The following is a 19,586-nucleotide window of genomic DNA, read 5'->3' on the forward strand; positions in this document are numbered from 1 at the left end:
CCGGCCCGCTTGCGCAGGCCATGGATTGCCAGTCAGTTCTTGATCATCTCGCGCACCTTGGCGGTGAGCAGATCGAAGGTGAACGGCTTGGTGATCATCTGCATGCCGGAATCGAGGAATCCGCCGCGCACGGCGGCGTGCTCGGCGTAGCCGGTGATGAACAGCACCTTCAGACCGGGCCGGTATTGGCGACCGACCTCTGCCAGTTGCCGGCCGTTCATGCCCGGCAAACCGACATCGCTGACCAGCAAGTCGATGCGCTGCGTCGAATTGAGAATCGGCAATGCGGTGTCGGCGTCGCCAGCCTCTACGTAGGCATAACCCAACTCACTGAGCACCGCACAGACCAGCACACGAACCGCTGGATCGTCCTCAACGATCAGCACGGTTTCGCCGTCCAGCGCATCGGGAGCATGCTCAACGTCTGCATCGTCGCTGACCAGTTCTTCGCCGCGAAAGCGCGGCAGGTAGAGTTTGACCGTGGTGCCCTGATCGATTTCGCTGTCGATCGACACGTGGCCGCGCGACTGTTTACTGAACCCGTAAATCATCGACAGGCCAAGACCTGTGCCCTGGCCGATCGGTTTGGTGGTGAAGAAAGGATCGAACGCCCGGCTCATGACACTTTGCGGCATGCCGCAGCCGTTATCGGTGACGCTGAGCATGACGTAATCGCCAGGCTCGAGATTGCTGTAGGCCTCAGTGAAATCGCGATGCAACACCTGATTGCTGGTCTCGACCACCAGTTTGCCGCCGTCGGGCATGGCGTCACGGGCGTTGATCACCAGGTTGAGCAGGGCGCTTTCCAATTGATTAGGATCTGCTTCGGCGACCCAGAGGTTTTCATCCAGACGCATCTCCAGCTGAATGCTTTCATTGAGGCTGCGCTGCAAGAGCTCGCCCATCGACAGCACCAGGGTGTTCATTTGTACGGCTTTGGAATCCAGCGACTGGCGACGCGAAAACGCCAGCAGACGATGGGTCAGGCCGGCGGCGCGGTTGGCGGAGGTCACGCCCAGATCAATCAGGCTGTCGAGATCCTCGGTTCGCCCACGAGCCAGGCGCCGCCGAATCAATTCGAGGCTGCCGATGATTCCGGTGAGCATGTTATTGAAGTCGTGCGCGATGCCACCGGTGAGCTGGCCGACCGCTTCCATTTTCTGCGATTGGCGCAAGGCTTCTTCGTTGTGGCGCAGCTGCGCGGTACGCTCCTCGACCTGCTGCTCAAGGGTTTCGAGGGTCGATTGCAGGCGCCGTTCGCTCTCGCTCAGGTCGATCAGGCGATCGCGCGCTTCATATTGTCGTCGTCGCCCGCGCAGTGCGGCCGAGACCATACTGACCAGGGTGACGGGATGAAAAGGGCGCTCGAGGAAACTCACGTTGCCAAGCAGATCGCTCAGCCGCGACGAGGGGCCTTGTTCCTGTCCGCCGTGGTGGGTCAACAGAATGATCGGCAGATCCGACCACGCCGGTTGCTGCTCCAGCCAGGCGAACAGTGTTTCCATTTCCGGCCCGCGCAGGGCTTCGGCGGCGACCAGCAATAAGCCTGCGCCCAATTCCAGCTGCGTACACAACTCACCGAGAGCGGGGGTGACGACGCCACCGTAACCGGCCTCATTGAGAATCTTCAGCGCAATCTGACTGTCGCGACCCAAGGGCGCCAGAATCAGCGCCCGTTCGGCCAGTGGCACCTCGAGATTCACAAGCTGTCTTCCTGAAGCAGCGGATTGTTCGCGCCGAGGTAAGTGGGGACGCCACGCAGCACGCCCTGAAAGGCTTCCAGCGGTTCACCGATGGTCATGCCGCCCTTCGAAATACGGAATTCACGAATGGTCGATTCGTGGCTGCCGGTGCGTTTCTTGATGATGGAAATCGCGCGGCGGACCTTGCCCAGCGCTTCGAAATAACGCAGCAGCACCACGGTGTCAGCCAGATAGGTGATGTCGACCGGCGCTTGCATGTCACCGACCAGGCCATGCTGGGCGACCGTCATGAACGTCGCCGCGCCCTTGCGGTTCAGGTACAGCAACAGTTCGTGCATGTGCAGGACCAGCGCATTCTCTTCCGGCATCGCGGCCTGGTAACCGTTGATGCTGTCGATCACCACAGTCTTGATGTCAAGCTCATCGACACAGCGTCGTACGCGATGGGAAAACTCGCCCGGCGACAGTTCGGCGGCGTCCACCTGTTCGATCAGCAGATTGCCGGTGGCCTGCAGCTCCTTGAGGTTGATACCGATGTTCTTCATGCGCTCGTGCAGCAGGCCCAGCTCTTCGTCGAAGATGAACAGCGCAGCTTTTTCGCCGCGACGCACAGCAGCGGCGGCGAAGATCATCGAGATCAGCGACTTGCCGGTACCGGCAGGGCCGAGTATCAGCGTGCTGGAACCGGTTTCGATGCCGCCGCCAAGCAGCGCATCCATTTGCTCGATGCCGCTGGACAGCTGCAACCGCGCATACTCGCCGCGATGCTCGGCTGCCACTAGCCGCGGGAACACATGCACGCCATCCCCCATGATGGTGAAATCATGGAAACCGCCGCGATACTTCTGCCCGCGATACTTGACCACGCGCACGCGTCGACGCTCGGCACCGTAGGCGGGCGTCAGTTCTTCGAGGCGGATCACCCCGTGCGCAACGCTGTGCACGGTTTTATCAAGGGATTCGGTGGTGAGATCGTCCAGCAGCACCACCGTCGCGTTATAGCGGACGAAGTAATGTTTGATCGCCAGGATCTGCCGGCGATAGCGCAGAGAGCTTTGTGCCAGCAAGCGGATTTCGGACAGGCTGTCGAGCACCACGCGAGTCGGCTTGAAACGCTCGACCGCTTCGAAAATCTGCTTGGTGGCTTCGCCCAGCTCCAGATCGGAGGAATACAGCAGGCTTTGCTGGTGCTCGGCGTTAAGCAGGCTTTCCGGCGGCGTCAGCTCGAAGATCTTGATGTTGTCGTCAAGCGTCCAGCCGTGGGACAGCGCGCCTTGGCGCAGCTCGCGCTCGGTTTCCGAGAGCGTGATATACAACGAGCGCTCGCCGGCTTTTGCGCCGGCCAGGAGAAAATGCAAAGCGACCGTGGTTTTGCCGGTTCCGGGTTCACCCTCCAGCAGAAACACATGTCCGCGAGACAAGCCACCGGCCAGGATGTCGTCCAGGCCCGTAATGCCGGTAGCGGCTTTCGCACTGATCAACTCGTTAGAAGTAGACAAATAATGTCCTCTCATGACTTAGGGAAGCGCGACCATCGATGCATTGGGTCGGCCTGAATAACTTGACCTTAAGCCGTGATGGCAGTTCCGCTTATTGTTTGCGGATGTTGCGGGTTTTTACGCTCAAAGACCCTGCTGCAGCGCCGGATCGTCCGGGTTCAGCTGTTCGAGTTGCGCGAGCAGAATCTGCACATTTTGCAGCTGGCCGCTTTCTTTCCAGTAATTGATCAGCAGAACCCGAGCCTTGCGGTCGGCGGGATGGCGCTGGACGATTTCCTGCAATTGCTTTTGCGCCGCCTCCAGTTCTTCTGCGCTGTGCAGGGTGGTGGCGAGGTCGTAGCGGTAATCCTTGTTGTCCGGCTCCAGTTCGACGGCTTTGGACAAACCGAGCAGGGCGTATTCACGCTGGCCATGGTGCAGCAACCACAAGCCCAGGGCGTGTTGCAAATAGGCTGAATCAGGCTGGGCCTTGAGTTGTTGAGCGAGCAATTGGCGGGCTGCGTCGCTTTGGCCCAAACGGTCGAGGACATCGATCTGCATGACCAGCGCCGGCAGATTGCCCGGCTCCAGACGCAACGAGTTTTCCAGGGCGACTTGCGCTTGCTTGAATTCGGCGTTGTGAATGTGCAGGCGCGCCAATTGCGCGTAGTTGGCGGCCGTTTCCGGTTGCGCCTTGAGGGTCTGCTCCCAGCCATCGATGGCTTGCTGCAGCGGCGCAAAATACAGCCCCAGTTCGTCAGGCGTCAGGCCGAGGAGGGCGTTGATGGCGGCAAAACGCACGTCCTGGTCCGCATCGTCGAGCATCGGCCCTACCAACAGACTGCGTTGCCCGCCCGGGACCAGCCCGACCACACTCTTGATGGCGGCCAAGCGTACTTGCGGGGCTTCGTTCTGCAGGTCGGTGTCCGCCAGTTTCAGCGCCTGGGGGCTCGGGTAATTAGGCAGCTCGCCGTGCAGCCACACGCGGCGTTTCACCGAGATGTCCGGCCGGCCCAGTTGCTGGTACAACTGGCGCGCTGCCCCCGGTTCGCCGGTGCGGGCGGCGTTCAGCGCTTCGCTGTAACCGTGTTTGATCGAATCGGGTATCACCGGGGTGGTGCTACGCAGCGACAACCAGGCCACAACGACGACAAGCACCAGGCCCAGGCTGATCAGCAGGTAGCGGCGAGACTGAGGCATGCGGGGTTCCGAAACAGGCGTTGTTGAGCAGAGCGGCAAGCTTCGGTCAGCTCGGGCAATCAGTCAAACCCTATGCATGTGAATCGTCCTACAAGCTGCGTCGACTCAGTTGCGCACCAAGCCGGCGATGCAGTGTCTACGCTTGCAGAAGTCGCTTTGATGAGTGTGCCCATGCAAGCCCTGTTCAATTACTTCAAGGCCGTGATTCATCCCGGCCAGGCCGTTCTGCTGTTTGCCCTGCGCACCATTGTGGCGGGGTTGCTGACGCTGTATCTGGCGTTCGTGTTCGACCTCGACCAGCCCAAGTGGTCGATCATGGCGGTGGTCATCGTCAGTCAGCCATTGGCCGGGATGGCGCTGGCGCGCAGCTTCGGCCAGGTCATCGGCACGACCCTTGGCGCGGCTGTGGCAGTGCTGATCATGGCGATTTTCCCCCAGGCGCCCTTGCCCTTTATCACCACGCTCGCGCTGTGGCTGGCGCTGTGCACGGCCGGTGGGACGCTCCTGCGCTATACCAGTTCACAAGCGTTCGTGCTCAGTGGTTACACCGCGGTGGTCGTCGCGCTGCTGGCGATCCCCGATCCGGACGGCACATTCCTGCTGGCGGTGACTCGGGTGACCGAAACCCTGCTGGCCGTGGCGTGCGTGTGCGTGGTCAGCCTGTTGACGGCGCGACCGCAAGCCGTGGCCAAGGGGTATTTCACCAAGGTCGATCAGGTAATCAAACTGGCGGCCAGTCATGCGGCGGCAGTGCTGCGCACCGAAGAAAGCGAGGCGGACTTCCAGCGTCGGCAGCAGCAACTGCTCGGCGAAATCAGCGCGCTCGAGGGGTTGCGTCGACATCTGTACTTCGACGCGCCGCGCCTGCGCAGTGCGAACAATCTGGTGTTGCTGCTGGGCAATCAATTGATGCTGCTGACTTCGCGACTCACTGCATTACGCCATCAGCGAGAACTGCTCACCGAGCGCTGGGAGGGCGATCTGCCGCTGGAGGTGCAACGCCTGCGCAGCGAAGAACTGGCTCTTCTCGACGAGCTGGCGGAGCAGGGGCGTTCGTTGTCCAGCGAGCGCCGGCATGGTTTCGTCACCTTGCAGCAGCAATTCGAAGGCTTGGCTTATCAGGCCGAACAACTCACCGAAAACATGAGCGCGACCCTGCGCTCGCTGGCCTGGGCGTTACGTTGGGAGCAGGCGCGGCTGTTGCAGCAACTCGAACAGATTCTCGAATTGAGCGATGCGATTCAGGAGGGACGGGAGGCCAGCGTGCTCTTTCGCGGTCAGGTCAGCCCGCTGCATCTGGATTTCACCCTGGCGTCGATGAATGCGATCCGTGCTTTTACGGCGCTGCTGATGGCCGGGTTGATCTGGATCGAAACCGCCTGGGACGGCGCGCGTGGCGGGATGATTCTGGTGGGGATTCTCTGTTCGTTGATGGCGACATTTCCACGTCCACTGATGGCCGCGCAGAGTTACGCCCGCGGCCTCGGACTGGCGCTGGTGGTCTCGGCGCTGTATCAATTCATGCTGGTGCCGGCGATCAGTGATTTTGAACCGCTGGCCTTGCTGCTTGCGCCACTGCTGTATGTGATCGCGATCGGGCTGGCGAACCCGGCGACCACGGGGATTGCAATGGGCCTGGGGCTGTCGAGCTTTCTGATGATCGGTCCGCAAAACGCCGGCACCGGGCAGAACACGGCCATTCAATGGTTCGAATTCGCTGGTGCCTACGTCAGTGCGGCGATGCTCGCGCTGTTGGTTTATGCGTGGATCTTCCCGTTCCGCCCGGCATTGCGCTTGCGCCGCTTGTATAACGAAGCGCGCGAGCAGGTGTATACGCTAAGCAAAACTCCAGCAACCGACGCAGAGCAATTTGCCTTCGAAAGTCGCATGGTCGACCGGCTGACCAGCATGCTCGGCCTGCTACCGGCGGCGAACAGTCGGGCCATGCAACAACTCTATGAAGTCAGCCTGGCGTGCGTCGCACTGGGTGTGGCGATGCAGCAGTTGCGGCAGCAGGCGCAAAACAATGCGTTGCTCAGTGAGGTATTCAGTCAGCATCTGGCATCTGCACTGCGCAAGGCCGGGCGTTTTGTCGCCGGGCGCGCGGATGTGCAACTGGCGCCATTGTTGACGACACTGCGTGCCTTGGGCGACGAACTGGACGATCTGCACGTCGCCAGCCACGAACATTTGTGGTCGGTATTCCGCATGCGTGTGGCCCTGCTGATCGTCGTGTCATTCCTGCAGCGTCACGGTGAGTTCATCGAACGCTCGATTCCGGAAGGAGAACCGGCCCTTGCCCATTGATTTCGAGATTGGCGGCGTGTACCTGCCGCCCATTGCCCAGGCGCTGTTGTTGGCCATACCGATATTTCTGGTACTGGACTGGTGGTTGCGCCGCCTCGGCGTGCTGCGCCTGGTCTGGCATGAAGCGCTGTTTGAGGGCGCCTTGTATGCGTGTGTTTGCGCGACGCTGATTTTGTTGATGGGAGCCTGATGCCTTGAAAGTGTTATTCGCGCGGTTGGTCACGTTGGCGGTGGTGGTGTTGGCCATCGTGCTGGGCTGGTTTGCCTGGGAGTATTACACCCGTGCACCGTGGACACGGGATGCACGGGTGAGGGCGGATGTGGTGTCGCTGTCGGCGGATGTTTCCGGGCGCATCGTCAGCCTGGCGGTGCAGGACAACCAGCACGTCGACAAGGGGCAGCTGTTGATGGAGATCGATCCGGCGCGCTATCGCCTGGCGGTAGAGCATGCGCGGCGCTCGGTGGAGGTCGCCCGGGCGTCGCTGGGTCAGTCGCAAGCGGCCATCGTTGCCAGCGAAGCCTTGCTCAAGCAACGCCAGAGCGAGGAGCGTCGGCGGCGCAAGCTCAAGCAGGGTTTTGCGATTTCCGGCGAAGAGTGGGAAAAATCCAGCACCGATGTCGCGGTGGCCCAGGCGGACCTGTTGCGTAACCAGGCCAATCTCGGGCTGGCCGAGGCCAATGTGCAGTTGGCGGTTGCCGCGCTGACCCAGGCCGAACTTGATCTGCAGCGTACCCGCGTCGAGTCGCCGGTCAGTGGCTACGTCACCAATCTGCTGACCCGTCAGGGTGACTATGCGACAGCGGGTGGCGCCTTGATGGCGCTGGTCGACAGTGATTCGTTCTATATCAGTGGTTACTTCGAAGAAACCAAACTGCCGCGCATCAGCGAGGGTAATCGGGTCCGTGTGCAATTGATGAGCGGGGAGACCTTTGGCGGGACGGTGCAGAGCATTGCCTTCGCCATTGCCGACCGGGAAAACGCGCCGGGTAGTCGGCTGCTGGCTAACATCAATCCGAGTTATACTTGGGTGAAACTGGCGCAGCGGGTGCCAGTGCGGATCGAGATTGACGGCGACTATGCCGGGAAGAACCGCTTGCGTGCGGGTACCACTGCTACTGTGACGGTGCTTGAGGATCGTGGTTTTTAGGCGAGGGCAGCTTGCTTTTGGGTACATATCCGTTGCTGCGGTAACGGCGGCTTAGGGTTCCGCCCTTACGGCGGGTCACCTTTTTCAAACGCCGGAGTGCCGGCCCAGCAAAAAGGTAACCGAAAAGGCTTGCTCCTACGTTCGGCCCTCGCAAGCTCGGGTCCCTTCGCTGCGGGATCGATCCGGGCGCAGCGGCTACGGTTTGCTTCGCTGCACCTCCTTCCGCTGTGTCTGGCTGCGCCAGACGGTCGCTGCGCTCCCACGCCCGGATCAATCCCTCCGCTCAGCCTTCCGATGTCGCCGGTTAGGCAAGATCAAGATCAAAAGCACTCGAGCTGGCGCTCATTGTTGAGTGGTGAGAAGCGCCGCATGGCTTTGGATTTACGGTGGATTTACCCCTCATCGGAACGCCGCCCGCCCAGCCCTCTCCCCTTGGAGAGGGGGCCGATCTGCGTTGGCTTCGAAATTTGCGTACAACTCGGTAGTTCTGTCGTAGCAGCTCTCGCATCCCCCACGGTCAGTCCCCTCTCCCTCCGGGGGGCTAGGGTGAGGGGCTTTTGATTTCAGCTTTCAGCTTTCAGCCCTTCAATGCCGCCGGTGATCAAAATCAAAAGCAGGCGAGCTAACACTCGGCCTGATGGTTGCACCCGATCCCTGTGGGAGCTTGCCTGCAAGCGATTGGGCCAGCACAACCAACACATCATTGCCTGCATCACCGCCATCGCCAGCAGGCTGGCTCCCACAGGCTGAGCACGCGCCAACAGGGTTCGACAAGTTTGGGACGCCAAAATCAGAAACGCCAGGTCACCCCACCTCCAAGAATGTGCAGCGCACTGTTCGGATAACTACCGGACAATGTCTGGCCGTTGCGCTTGGTCTGTTGCACATCCATGTCGCCGAGCCAGACCAGGGTGTAATTGAGGTTGAGGTCGGTGTCTTCGGCGAGTTGGTAGCTCAGGCCGGTCGCCAGGCGCCAGGCGTCGTTCATCGGGTTGTCGACGGTGCGGTCCTTGTCTTTGACGGCGGAGCTGTCGTAGCCCAGGCCATGTTCCAGCGCAGTTTCGGGCTGATCTGGTTTTGTGCCCCCACTGACAGGTGCCAGGTATCCTGATATTTGCGGTCGACGGCGCGGGACACGTTGCCGGCGGCGGAATCTACCGAGACGCCGATGTCGGCAAATTCGCTCCAGTCCTGCCAGTTCACCGAGCTGAGCAGCGTCCATTGTTCGTTTAACTGATGGGCGATACTCAGGGTCGCGGTCTGCGGGATGTTCATGTCGATTTCCAGCTTGTCGACGTCCAGCCTCGATAAGGCGAGATTGAGCAGCGGGTTGCGTACACCATGGACTGACGGCGAATCCTTGAACTCCATTTTCACCTTGCTGGTGTACGCCAGGCCGAGCGTGGTGCGCTCGTTCAGTTGATAGCGCACGCCCAAGTTGACCCCGGTGCCGACGTCGGTGTCCTTGTATTGCAAGCGGCCATCCTGCTGGAACGGGTCGCCGGGCAGGAAGGCGTTATTGTCGATGGCCATCTTGGTGTAGTAGTAGCCGTAGACCAGACGCGGGCCTATGCCCACTGACAGGTCATCGGTGAACTTATAGGCGAAGGTCGGCTGCATCGAGATGCCGATCAGCGTCGATTCCTGAGAGAAATAGCGCCCGGCCCAGTCGTCGTCATATTTGACGCTCAGGCCGAAGTTGCCGTACATGCCGAAGCCGATACTGGCGCGGTCATTGAGTTCATGGCTGATAAAAAAACTGCTGCCCGGCAGGATCGGCAGTGGGTTGCCGCCTTCGTTGCCGCCGAAATCGTTGTCGCTGTCGCGATCAAAGCCCAGACCACCGAATATCGCCTGACCGGTCAGGGTGACCTGCGTGCCCTTCAGCTCGGTGATGCCGGCCGGGTTGCTCATCAGCACGCTCGGATCAGTCGCCAGCGCCGCCGAGCCGGCATTCGCCAGCCCCGCGCCTTCCTGGCCCGCCTCGTACAAATCGATCCCGCCAGCGAGTGCCTGACTGCCGGCTCCGGCCAGCGCGAGGATGATCAGTGATTGCGTGGTTTTCATCCCTGGATCCTTTTCAATGAAGATCAGCCTTCAGGTTTAGTCGCGAATCGGCTCGGGCACCAGTCGAGACGAGCTGTGGTTCGTGAACTACGCTCACAGCGGTTCAACGGAACCGGGCAGGAGAGCCTGAATGGACGACAAACCGCTGCTGACTTTCAACAGTTCCCGCGCGCTGCTGGACGTGCTCATCCGCGCGGGGTTGATCACCGTGCTGGTGTTGTTCTGCTACGACATCTTTCATCCGTTTCTGAATGTGATGCTGTGGGCGCTGATTCTTGCGGTCACCCTGTATCCGTTGAACCAGAAACTCGGCGCGAAGCTGGGCAATCGCTACGGCTGGGCGGCGATCATTCTGGTGCTGCTGGGGCTGGCGATTCTTATGTTGCCGTTGAGCCTGCTCGGCGCCTCGATTGCCGATTCGGTCAAGGACGGCATGCACACAATCGAAGCCGGGCAGTTCGAGATTCCACCGCCACCGGCCAGCGTCGAGGCCTGGCCGCTGATCGGCGCGCCGTTGTATGGCGTCTGGATGCACGCCTCGCAGGACCTGAGCTGGACATTTCAGGAACTGGCGCCACACCTCAAGGACTGGAGCAAAGTGGTCCTGCATCAGGCCGCGGGTGTCGGTGCCGGGATCGTGGTGTTTGTGATTGCGCTGATCGTCGCGGGGCTGATCATGACCCACGGCACGCGTGGCCACCGCACCGCCGTGGCGATCACCACGCGGATTTCCGGGCCGTTGCGCGGCCCGCAGATTGCCGAACTGTGTACCGCCACCATCCGCGCCGTGGCGCAGGGCGTGGTCGGCATTGCGTTCATTCAGATGCTGTTGATCGGCGTCGCGCTGGTGATCATGGGCGTGCCCGCCGCCGGCATTCTTGCCTTGCTGGTGTTGTTGCTGGGCATTACCCAGTTACCGGTGCTGCTGATCACCGTGCCCGTGGTGATTTACGTCTTCGCCCACGACGGGGTGGGCGCCGGGACGATCATCTTCGCGGTGTGGATGGTCATCGCCGGGCTGTCCGATAACGTGCTCAAACCGATGCTGTTGGGACGCGGCGTCGCTGTGCCGATGCCGGTGGTGCTGATCGGCGCGCTCGGCGGCATGGTCACCAGCGGCATCATCGGGCTGTTTACCGGGCCGGTGATTCTGGCGGTGGGGTATGAGTTATTCATCGGTTGGGTCTATCAACCGGCCAATGTGACTGATGTTCTGGAGGATTCGGGCAACGAAATCGGCCGTGACATTTAACCTCGACGCATAAACAAGTCCGCCACAACGGGCGGACTTTCATGCTGAGGTTTCGCCTCAATCGATACGCGGATGCTGCTGCGCCAGCTCATTGCGCTTGGCTTGCAGCGTGGCGATTTCGGCGTCAATGTCTTCGATCTTCTGCTCGATGTTGTCGTGGTGCTCTTGCAGCAGTTCCTTGGCTTCTTCGAGGTCCGAAGCCGCAGGCGCTGCACCGCGCAGTGGCTTGTTGGCGGTTTCCTTCATCGTCACGCCGGTGACCAGACCGACTACGGCGATGACCATCAGGTAATACGCCGGCATGTACAGGTCGTTCGTGCTCTCCACCAGCCAGGCGACGGCCGTCGGGGTCAGACCGGCGATCAGCACCGAGACGTTGAAGGCGCTGGCCAGCGCGCTGTAACGGATATGTGTAGGAAACATCGCCGGCAGCGTCGAGGCCATTACGCCAATGAAGAAGTTCAGCAGCACGGCGAGAATCAGCAGACCGGAAAAGATCAGCCCGATGCTGCCGCTGTTGATCAGCATGAACGCCGGAATGGCGAAGATGAACAGGCCGATGCTGCCGACCACGATAAACGGCTTACGGCCGATCTTGTCGCTGATGAAGCCGATCAACGGCTGCACGAACAGCATGCCGACCATGATCGCGATGATGATCAACACGCCGTGGTTTTCGCTGTAGTGCAGGTTGTGCGTGAGGTAACTCGGCATGTAGGTCAGCAGCATGTAATAGGTGACGTTGGTCGCCGCGACCACGCCAATGCAGGTCATCAGGCTGCGCCAGTGCTTGGTCGCCACTTCCTTGAACGAGACTTTCGGGCCGGCGGCCAGACCTTCGCGGTCGCCTTGTTCGAGTTTTTCCACGTGCTGCTGAAACGCTGGGGTTTCTTCGAGGGCGTGACGCAAATACAGACCGATCATGCCCAGCGGCAGGGCGAGGAAAAACGGAATGCGCCAGCCCCATTCCTCGAAGCGCTGCTCGCCGAGAATGGTCGAGATCAACACCACGACACCCGCGCCAAAAACGAACCCGGCAATCGAGCCGAAGTCCAGCCAACTGCCAAGAAAGCCGCGTTTGCGATCCGGCGCGTACTCGGCGACGAAGATCGACGCACCGGTGTATTCGCCACCCACCGAGAAACCCTGAGCCATTTTCGCCAGCAACAGCAGAATCGGCGCCCAGATGCCGATGGAGGCGTAGGAGGGGATCAGGCCGATGGCGAAGGTGCTCAACGACATGATCACGATGGTCGCGGCGAGGACCTTCTGCCGCCCGTATTTGTCGCCCAGCGCGCCGAAGAACAAGCCGCCCAACGGCCGGATCAGAAACGGTACGGAGAAGGTGGCGAGTGCTGCGATCATTTGTACGCCAGGGTCGGCGCCGGGGAAGAACACTTTGCCGAGCACATAGGCGACGAAGCCGTACACACCGAAGTCGAACCATTCCATGGCGTTGCCCAGCGCGGCGGCGGTGATCGCCTTGCGCATCTTGGCGTCGTCGACAATGGTGATGTCTTTCAAACCGATCGGTTTGACGGTTTTCTTGCGTGGTTTCATTGCGATGTTCCCGCTCGCTGATTCAGATGACCGCTGCGATGCCATCTTCATGATGGCGCCGGCTCTTCTGGCTCAGATACATGCGGACACGAAATAATTCACCGATGGCGGGAATTAATTTCGACAGGTGCGCGGCGCGGCACCGCACCCTGTAGGAGTGAGCCTGCTCGCGATAGCGGTCTGTCAGTCACAACCCTTTCGACCGACCCACCGCCATCGCCAGCAGGCTGGCTCCCACAGGGTTTTGCGTCCAGCCGCGATTGTGCGTACGCCACGACCCCTGTAGGAGTGAGCCTGCTCGCGATAGCGGTCTGTCAGTCACAACCCTTTCATCTGACCCACCGTCATCGCCAGCAGGCTGGCTCCCACAGGGTTTTGTGTCCAGCCGCGATTGTGCGTACGCCACGACCCCTGTGTGCGAGCCTGCTCGCGATAGCGGCGGTACAGCCGCTACAAGACTTACAGCGCAGCCTTCACCTGCAAGCCAAACACCAACGCATTGTCGATGTCCTGCCCGGAAAACGCGCCCGGTTCGATGATGTACTGCATGTTCGGTCGTAGCGTCAGCCACGGTGTGGCCTGATAACCGTAGCCGAGTTCAATCAATTGCTCGGCGCTGTCGAGGTTGGGGAAGGCGGTGCCATTGGCGAGCGCAGCGTCCTGCTGCACGTCGCGGCTGCGCGGGTTGGGCACGGCGCGGCCGTAGCCGAGGGCGAGGGTGTCGCGCGGGCGCCCTTCGAACGGTTTGTACAGAACCACGCCGGTGCCGTACCACTTGCTGAACGGCGAGGCGGCTGCGCTGGCGGCGGAATACTGGCCGAAGGCGTGCAGGCTGCGACCTTCCGCGGACTGTGAGCGCCAAACGGCCTGATCGATCAGCAGGTAATGCCCGCCACGCCCGGAAACTTCGTCGTCGCTGCCGATGCGTTTGACGTCGGAGCTGTCGTAGTAATAACCGACCTTGTACTCGCCCGGGAGTGCGCCGGCGTGTTTATAGACCAGTTCGATCGGCACCACGGTGCCGGTGGTGTGTTTTGGGCCCAGGTGCCAGGCGCGGCTGGAGTTGCCGTTGCTCGACGGGTCGACATTGAAGGCGGCGACGCGCAGTTGCCACGCTGACGACAAGTCGTATTTGACCCGTACGCCCAGGTGCGCGTTGGGGTAGTTGGCCCAGCCGCTGCCTCCGGACATGTTCAACGGGTGACCGCAGAAACCGGCGTTCATGAAGTTACAAAGGATGCCGCTGTCGAGGCCGCCGAGGTCATTGCCCATGGCCATGTAACCGAGTTTGACGTTAAGCGCCGGGGTGAACAGGCTGTGCTCGTAACTCAGTTCGGTCAGGCGCGTGTACAGGCCACCGTAGTTTTCCTGAATCGGCAAACGGTTGCCGACCAGATCTTCCGAGGCGCTGTTGCCGCGTCGATCATTGATGGTCAGCTGGACCTTGCCGGCATTGTCGACGCCGTAGAGTTTGCTCAGGTCGAACTGCACACCGAGTTTGATGTTCTGCGAGTAACGCGCCGAGCGATGCAGACCACCGTCGGCGTTGTAAGCGGTTTCGCCGCTGTAGTCGCCGGTGAACTTGATACCGTCTTCGTCGAGTTGATGGCGCAGGCCACCCCAGTCACCGGTGAGGGTGCTGCGGGTCAACAGATCGGAATCGTCAGCGGCGAATGCGGGGAGGGCAGCGGTGCAGGTGAGGCCCAGCAACAGGCCCTGGAACAGCGTGGAACGGGAAAAGCCAACAGCCAAAAACATCTGAATCTTCCTGCTGAAAACTTGAGCGATAGGGGAAAAGCAACGCGGCACCCGAAGGTGCCGCGCTCAACGTCGACGCCGTGGGTTACGGCAACGCATAGGCCATCACGTAGTCGCCACGATCGGTCGACTGACGCGCGCCACCGGCGGTGACGACGATGTACTGCTTGCCGGTTTTCGGCGAAACGTAGGTCATCGGGCCGCCCTGGCTGCCGACCGGCAGACGCGCTTTCCAGACCTCCTCACCGTTGCCGCTGTTGAAGGCGCGCAGGTAAAAGTCCTGAGTACCGGCGATGAAGATCAGGCCGCCCTGAGTCGACAGCGTGCCGCCGAGGGTTGGCAGACCGATCTTGATCGGCAAGTGCATGCGGATGCCCAGCGGACCTGTGTCTTCAACGGTGCCGACCGGCACCTGCCAGGCGACTTTCTGGGTCTTCATGTCGATTGCGGTCAGGGTGCCGAACGGCGGCGCCTGGCACGGAATGCCGGCCACCGACAGGAAGCGGTTTTTGTTCACCGCGTACGGCGTGCCTTTGAGCGGTACCGCGCCCATACCGGTGTTGAGCGCTTCACCACCGCCAGCGGCCTGACCCTTGTTCTGCGACGGGATCATCTGAATCCACAGGCCCAGGCGCATGTCGTTGACGAAGATGAAACCGTGCACCGGGTCGGTGGAAATGCTGCCCCAGTTCATGCCACCCAGCGAACCCGGGAAGCTCAGCGATTTGTCGGTACCCGGCGCGGTGTACAAACCGTCGTAGCGCATGCCCTTGAAGTCGATGCGGCAGAGCAACTGATCGTAAGGCGTGGCGCCCCACATGTCCGACTCGGTCAGGTGTTGCGCACCGATCTGCGGCATGCCCACCGATTTTGGCTGGGTTGGCGAGTACGGCTCGTTAGGAATGTTCGCCGCTTTGACCGGCACGTCCTTGACCTCGGTCAGCGGTTTGCCGGTGGCACGGTCGAGCACGTAGATCTGCCCGGCCTTGGTGCCGATGACCAGCGCCGGAATGCTTTTGCCGTCCTTGTCGAAGTCGATCAGGCTCGGCTGCATCGGCAGGTCGAAGTCCCAGAGATCGTTGTGCACGGTCTGGTACACCCAACGCTCTTCACCGGTGCTTGCGTCCAGGGCGAGGATCGACGCGCCGTACTTGTGGTCCAGTTCACTGCGCTCGACACCGTAGATGTCGGTGGACGAACTGCCCATCGGCAGGAACACGGTGTTGGTGGCCGGGTCGTAGGACATCGGTGCCCAGCTGTTCGGCGTGCTGCGCACGTAGGTGCTACCGTCGGCCGGAGCTTCGCGATCCTGTGGATTGCCCGGGTCGAACGCCCAGCGCATGGCGCCGGTAATCACGTCAAAACCACGAATCACGCCGCCGGGCATGTCGCTTTGCACGTTGTCAGCGACGCGACCACCCACTACAACGGTGGTGCCAGCCATCAACGGCGCGGACGACAACTGATAGTAGCTGTCCGGCACATCACCCAGACCGGCCTTGAGATCGACCTGACCGTTGGTGCCGAAACCCTGGCAGAACTCGCCAGTGTCGGCATCGACGGCAATCAGGCGGGCATCGATGGTGTTGGTCAGCAGACGGCGCTGGCAATTGGCAGCCGGTTCAGGTCTGGATTCGATGATCGGCGAATTGGCTGGCTGCACGATGGTCGCGGTGCGATCGAAATACGCCATGCCACGGCAACGCTGCCAGACTTTCGACTGGGCGTTGATCTGGTTTTTCCAGATTTCCTTGCCGGTGTCGGCGTCCAGTGCGATCAGGTTATTGTGCGGGGTGCAGATGAACACCTTGTTGCCGACCTGCAACGGGGTGAGCTGGTCCTCAGCGCCATTGCCATCGCTTTCGGCGACGTCGCCGGTGTGGTAGGTCCACGCGACTTTGAGCTTGTCGACGTTGTTGCGGTTAATCTGGTCCAGCGCAGCAAAGCGGCTGCCACCTTCGGTATTGCCGTAGTGCGCCCAGTCTTTCTGCGCCTTGGCCGGCTCGACCGGGGTCAGGCCCGGGCCGGCGCCGGTGTCGGCAACGGTCGGGTGGGCGACGAACATGTTGCCGCCCGCCACGGCCACGCCCACCGCCAACACGGCGGCAACGGCATAAGCGCCGCGACCGGCAACTTCACCGTTGGCACGCGTGAGCAGGGGATAGACCAGCGCCACGACTAGACCGATTACGCTGAACATGAACAGTCGCGAGAACACCGGCCAGAACACCAGCCCGGCATCGCTCACCGCCCAGATTGCGGTGCCGACGAGGAACGCTGCAAACAGCCAGGCGCCAACAGTTTTGCAGCGCGCGATCAGCAGGCCGGAAGCCGCCATCACCAATCCGCCGATCAGGAAGTACCACGACCCTCCCAGGCTGACCAACTTCACGCCGCCTGCGGCAAGCGCCAGGCCGAGCAGGGCGATGACCATGCCGAGCCCGACGAGAATGAACTTTGATATGCCTGAGAGGCGTTGACTCTGCTTCACGTTGAATGTCCCCGTTGAAATGAGGCGTGCAGTATATCGTTAGGTAACTACCTAGTTAAAACACAAATTTTCACGATAAAGCGTAGCCCGCGATTCAGCCGCGCGGTCAACGGTGTGTTGCGGGATGATTTCGCGCTGAGGCAACGGGCGAAAAGCTCGGTTGTGTCAGCGTCGGTGGAATTACTGACAGCCATAAGCAAAAAAGCTGCTCATCCGCGTTGAGGATGAACAGCTTTCGATTGGTCGACGCATCGCGGCCGACGGGAGCGAGATCAGGCGTTTTCTTCGATCCGGCGCACATCGCCAAGCGAATCACGCTGCATCGACTGCAGGTTTTTCTCGATGGTTTCGCACAGCGCTTCCATTTGAATCTGGTGTTCGCTGTGGCGAAACGGGCTCTGCAGGTCGGTGCCGATGCGTTCGATGGCCAACAGCATGAAGCCGACCACCGTCGAGGCCAGCGGCGTGAACCAGCCCAGCGATTCGACCAGCCCGACCGGCACGATCAGGCAGAACAGCGAAATGAACAGCCGCGGAAAATACACATAAGGGTAGGGCAGTGGCGTATTGGCAATCCGCTCCATGCCGCCCTGGCTATTGGACAGATCCACCAGTGTCGACTCCAGCCGCGCCAGACGAATGCTGTCCAGGCGCCCGGCCTTGTACTCACGAGCGAGCAACGCCGCCGAGCCGGTGAGAATGTCGTTGGCGAAGTTGTTGGTGGTGCCGCTGCGGGCAAATTCATCAGCCGGAATGAACGCGCGGACCTCATCGGGGCAAGGCAACCCTTGCAGGTGCGCGGCGAGGCAATTGACGTAGGCGACGTGACGGCGCAACAACGTCGACTTGACCGGATTGACCTCACGGCCGCCATCGTCGATCAACGTCAGCACCTGACGGGCGAAGCTGCGTGAGTTGTTGATCATCGAGCCCCACAGCGTGCGCGCCTCCCACCAACGGTTATAGGCGCTGCTGTTACGGAAACTGATCAGCACCACCAGCGCCGAACCGAGCAACGTCAGGGGCATCAACGGCAGGTTCAACTTCGCGTTGAGAAACAGCATGAAATCCACGGTGACGGCGATGTCCCAGAGCAACAGCCAGAACAGCGACCAGCCCACGTAGCCGAGGGTCTTGATGATCAGACGGTACTTTTTGGCGATGGCAGCTTTCAAACCGGAACCTCGTGAGCGTTGGCGATCAGGAGTGACGCCTTAACTCCGACGCTGTTTTTGCGCTAAAGGTCCGCAGCCTGCTAAATCGATTAACCCAACGCGGTGTCGAGGAACATCATCACCCCGAAGCCCAGCATCAGCCCCAGCGTTGCCGGGGTTTCGTGACCGTTGCGGTGGGTTTCCGGAATAACCTCATGGGACACGACAAAAATCATCGCGCCCGCCGCCAGACCCAGTGCGATCGGATAGCCTAGGGCAAAGCCGCTGGAAACCCCCAACCCGATCACCGCGCCCAACGGCTCCATCAGTCCCGAGCCAATGGCGATCAGCGCCGCACGCCAGGCTGAAATCCCGGTCACACGTAGCGCCAGGGCGATGGCCAGACCTTCGGGAATGTCCTGAATGGCGATGGCAGTGGTCAGCGGCAGGCCGACTTTCATGTCGCCGTCGGCGAAACTCACACCAATCGCCATGCCTTCGGGCAGGTTGTGCAGAGTGATGGCGAGGACGAACAGCCAGACCCGGTTGATGCGCTGCGACTCCGGCCCACGGCGGCCGCTTTCCTGGTGCTCGTGGGGCACGAAGCGATCGAGCCCGATCATCAACGCCACGCCCAGCGCCAGACCGAACACCACCACACCTGCGGCGAGCAACGAATTGCCGGTCATTTTTTCCGCGGCTTCGATGCCGGGCAGGATCAGCGAAAATGAACTGGCGGCGAGCATCATGCCGGCGGCGAAGCCGAGCATGGTGTCCTGGGTGCGCGAGGCAATGTCGCGCAGGACCATGGCCGCCACTGCGCCCAATGCCGTCGCGCCGAAGCCCGACAAGCCGCCCAGCACCGCCAGACGCAGGTTGTTTTCGTCGGCGCCGACCAGTGCGGCGTAGCCGCTGATCAACAGCAATCCGGTGACCACGATCAGCGTCGCCCAGAACAAGAGCCCCGGCCAGCCGCCACTCGACGCCATGCTCCACCAACTGCGCATGGTCGTGCTTGCGGAAGACGAGGGTTGGGACATGGGGCCTCCTGTGGGTTTGGTCGAGAATGCGGGTGTGCTCACAGATATCAGAAGCGGTGGCGAGGGTAGGAATTGCAAATTTTTTGCGGAGTCGGCGACGGACGGCTATGCCAAAGATCAAAAGCCCCTCACCCTAACCCTCTCCCGGAGGGAGAGGGGACTGACCGCTGTGGATGTAAGAGATACGCCGACCCGCGATACCGAGTCGAACTCAGGATTTGAGCACAGCCCAAATCGGCTCCCTCTCCTGGGGGAGAGGGCTGGGGTGAGGGGTGAATTCACCGCGGTACCAAAGCTTGAACACGAAACTGCCGCAGCAACCCATTCAACTGCCCAAGCGCAATCCAGAGCCTGACCGAGATCTGGCCAACGACGAAGATCTGCTCCCTTTCCCCTCGCCCCCCATGGGGGAGAGGGCTGGGGTGAGG

At 61.2% G+C, this 19,586-nt stretch carries 12 protein-coding genes and 1 pseudogene; 4 read left to right on the forward strand and 9 right to left on the reverse strand.

Features of this window, described 5'->3' with window-relative positions; genetic code table 11:
• Positions 1-32: 32 nt before the first annotated feature.
• The 3 genes from BLU52_RS11720 to BLU52_RS11730 form a co-directional block, all read right to left on the reverse strand.
• Positions 33-1,703, reverse strand: a complete 1,671-nt coding sequence (locus BLU52_RS11720) for an ATP-binding protein (protein ID WP_090283327.1) — start codon at positions 1,701-1,703, stop codon at positions 33-35.
• Positions 1,700-3,202: an ATPase domain-containing protein gene (locus BLU52_RS11725; RefSeq protein ID WP_090283328.1), complete on the reverse strand. Its 1,503-nt coding sequence runs from the start codon at positions 3,200-3,202 to the stop codon at positions 1,700-1,702. Before BLU52_RS11725 ends, BLU52_RS11720 begins: the two co-directional genes overlap by 4 nt.
• A 123-nt stretch (positions 3,203-3,325) precedes the next feature.
• Complete coding sequence (locus BLU52_RS11730; protein ID WP_090283329.1) at positions 3,326-4,381, reverse strand: tetratricopeptide repeat protein; 1,056 nt, start codon at positions 4,379-4,381, stop codon at positions 3,326-3,328.
• A 171-nt stretch (positions 4,382-4,552) separates the two neighbouring features.
• On the opposite strand from BLU52_RS11730, the gene BLU52_RS11735 reads away from it, so the two are divergent.
• Genes BLU52_RS11735 through BLU52_RS11745 form a run of 3 tightly spaced genes read left to right on the forward strand, consistent with a single transcriptional unit; the run spans position 4,553 to position 7,836 of the window.
• Complete coding sequence (locus BLU52_RS11735; RefSeq protein ID WP_090283330.1) at positions 4,553-6,688, forward strand: FUSC family protein; 2,136 nt, start codon at positions 4,553-4,555, stop codon at positions 6,686-6,688.
• A complete protein-coding gene (locus BLU52_RS11740; RefSeq protein WP_090283331.1) occupies positions 6,678-6,878 on the forward strand; it encodes a DUF1656 domain-containing protein in 201 nt (66 codons plus the stop codon). The genes BLU52_RS11735 and BLU52_RS11740 overlap by 11 nt, the downstream gene beginning before the upstream one ends.
• A gap of 4 nt (positions 6,879-6,882) precedes the next feature.
• Positions 6,883-7,836, forward strand: coding sequence for an HlyD family efflux transporter periplasmic adaptor subunit (locus BLU52_RS11745; protein ID WP_090283332.1), 954 nt, complete (start codon positions 6,883-6,885; stop codon positions 7,834-7,836).
• A 790-nt stretch (positions 7,837-8,626) separates the two neighbouring features.
• On the opposite strand, the pseudogene BLU52_RS11750 reads toward BLU52_RS11745, so the two are convergent.
• A pseudogene (locus tag BLU52_RS11750) lies at positions 8,627-9,903 on the reverse strand (OmpP1/FadL family transporter).
• 130 nt (positions 9,904-10,033) lie between these two features.
• Here BLU52_RS11750 and BLU52_RS11755 point away from each other — a divergent pair.
• A complete protein-coding gene (locus BLU52_RS11755) occupies positions 10,034-11,155 on the forward strand; it encodes an AI-2E family transporter (RefSeq protein WP_090283333.1) in 1,122 nt (373 codons plus the stop codon).
• A 57-nt stretch (positions 11,156-11,212) separates the two neighbouring features.
• Here the strand turns inward: BLU52_RS11755 and proP are convergent, their stop codons facing one another.
• The 5 genes from proP to BLU52_RS11780 all read right to left on the reverse strand — a co-directional run bounded on the left by proP (position 11,213) and on the right by BLU52_RS11780 (position 19,107).
• Positions 11,213-12,715, reverse strand: coding sequence for a glycine betaine/L-proline transporter ProP (proP, locus tag BLU52_RS11760; RefSeq protein WP_090283334.1), 1,503 nt, complete (start codon positions 12,713-12,715; stop codon positions 11,213-11,215).
• A 459-nt stretch (positions 12,716-13,174) separates the two neighbouring features.
• The gene (locus BLU52_RS11765; protein WP_090283335.1) at positions 13,175-14,473 is read right to left on the reverse strand and encodes a carbohydrate porin; all 1,299 of its coding nucleotides are present in this window, start codon (positions 14,471-14,473) and stop codon (positions 13,175-13,177) included.
• An 85-nt stretch (positions 14,474-14,558) separates the two neighbouring features.
• Complete coding sequence (locus tag BLU52_RS11770; protein WP_408003560.1) at positions 14,559-16,907, reverse strand: glucose/quinate/shikimate family membrane-bound PQQ-dependent dehydrogenase; 2,349 nt, start codon at positions 16,905-16,907, stop codon at positions 14,559-14,561.
• A 329-nt stretch (positions 16,908-17,236) separates the two neighbouring features.
• Positions 17,237-18,139 carry a bestrophin family protein gene (locus tag BLU52_RS11775; RefSeq protein WP_090283337.1) on the reverse strand — a complete coding sequence of 301 codons (903 nt, stop codon included), beginning with the start codon at positions 18,137-18,139 and terminating at the stop codon, positions 17,237-17,239.
• A gap of 89 nt (positions 18,140-18,228) precedes the next feature.
• Complete coding sequence (locus BLU52_RS11780; RefSeq protein WP_408003561.1) at positions 18,229-19,107, reverse strand: ZIP family metal transporter; 879 nt, start codon at positions 19,105-19,107, stop codon at positions 18,229-18,231.
• Between the last annotated feature and the right edge of the window lie 479 nt (positions 19,108-19,586).

Source organism: Pseudomonas granadensis (assembly GCF_900105485.1).
Lineage (GTDB): Bacteria > Pseudomonadota > Gammaproteobacteria > Pseudomonadales > Pseudomonadaceae > Aquipseudomonas > Aquipseudomonas granadensis.

What these genes read in the sequence shown, in the direction of transcription:
- BLU52_RS11730 (WP_090283329.1), bottom strand. Translation starts at nt 4,381, where the DNA reads ATGCCTCAGTCTCGCCGCTACCTGCTGATCAGCCTGGGCCTGGTGCTT.
- BLU52_RS11735 (WP_090283330.1), top strand. Translation starts at nt 4,553, where the DNA reads ATGCAAGCCCTGTTCAATTACTTCAAGGCCGTGATTCATCCCGGCCAG.
- BLU52_RS11755 (WP_090283333.1), top strand. Translation starts at nt 10,034, where the DNA reads ATGGACGACAAACCGCTGCTGACTTTCAACAGTTCCCGCGCGCTGCTG.
- proP (WP_090283334.1), bottom strand. Translation starts at nt 12,715, where the DNA reads ATGAAACCACGCAAGAAAACCGTCAAACCGATCGGTTTGAAAGACATC.
- BLU52_RS11765 (WP_090283335.1), bottom strand. Translation starts at nt 14,473, where the DNA reads ATGTTTTTGGCTGTTGGCTTTTCCCGTTCCACGCTGTTCCAGGGCCTG.
- BLU52_RS11770 (WP_408003560.1), bottom strand. Translation starts at nt 16,907, where the DNA reads ATGGTCATCGCCCTGCTCGGCCTGGCGCTTGCCGCAGGCGGCGTGAAG.
- BLU52_RS11780 (WP_408003561.1), bottom strand. Translation starts at nt 19,107, where the DNA reads ATGGCGTCGAGTGGCGGCTGGCCGGGGCTCTTGTTCTGGGCGACGCTG.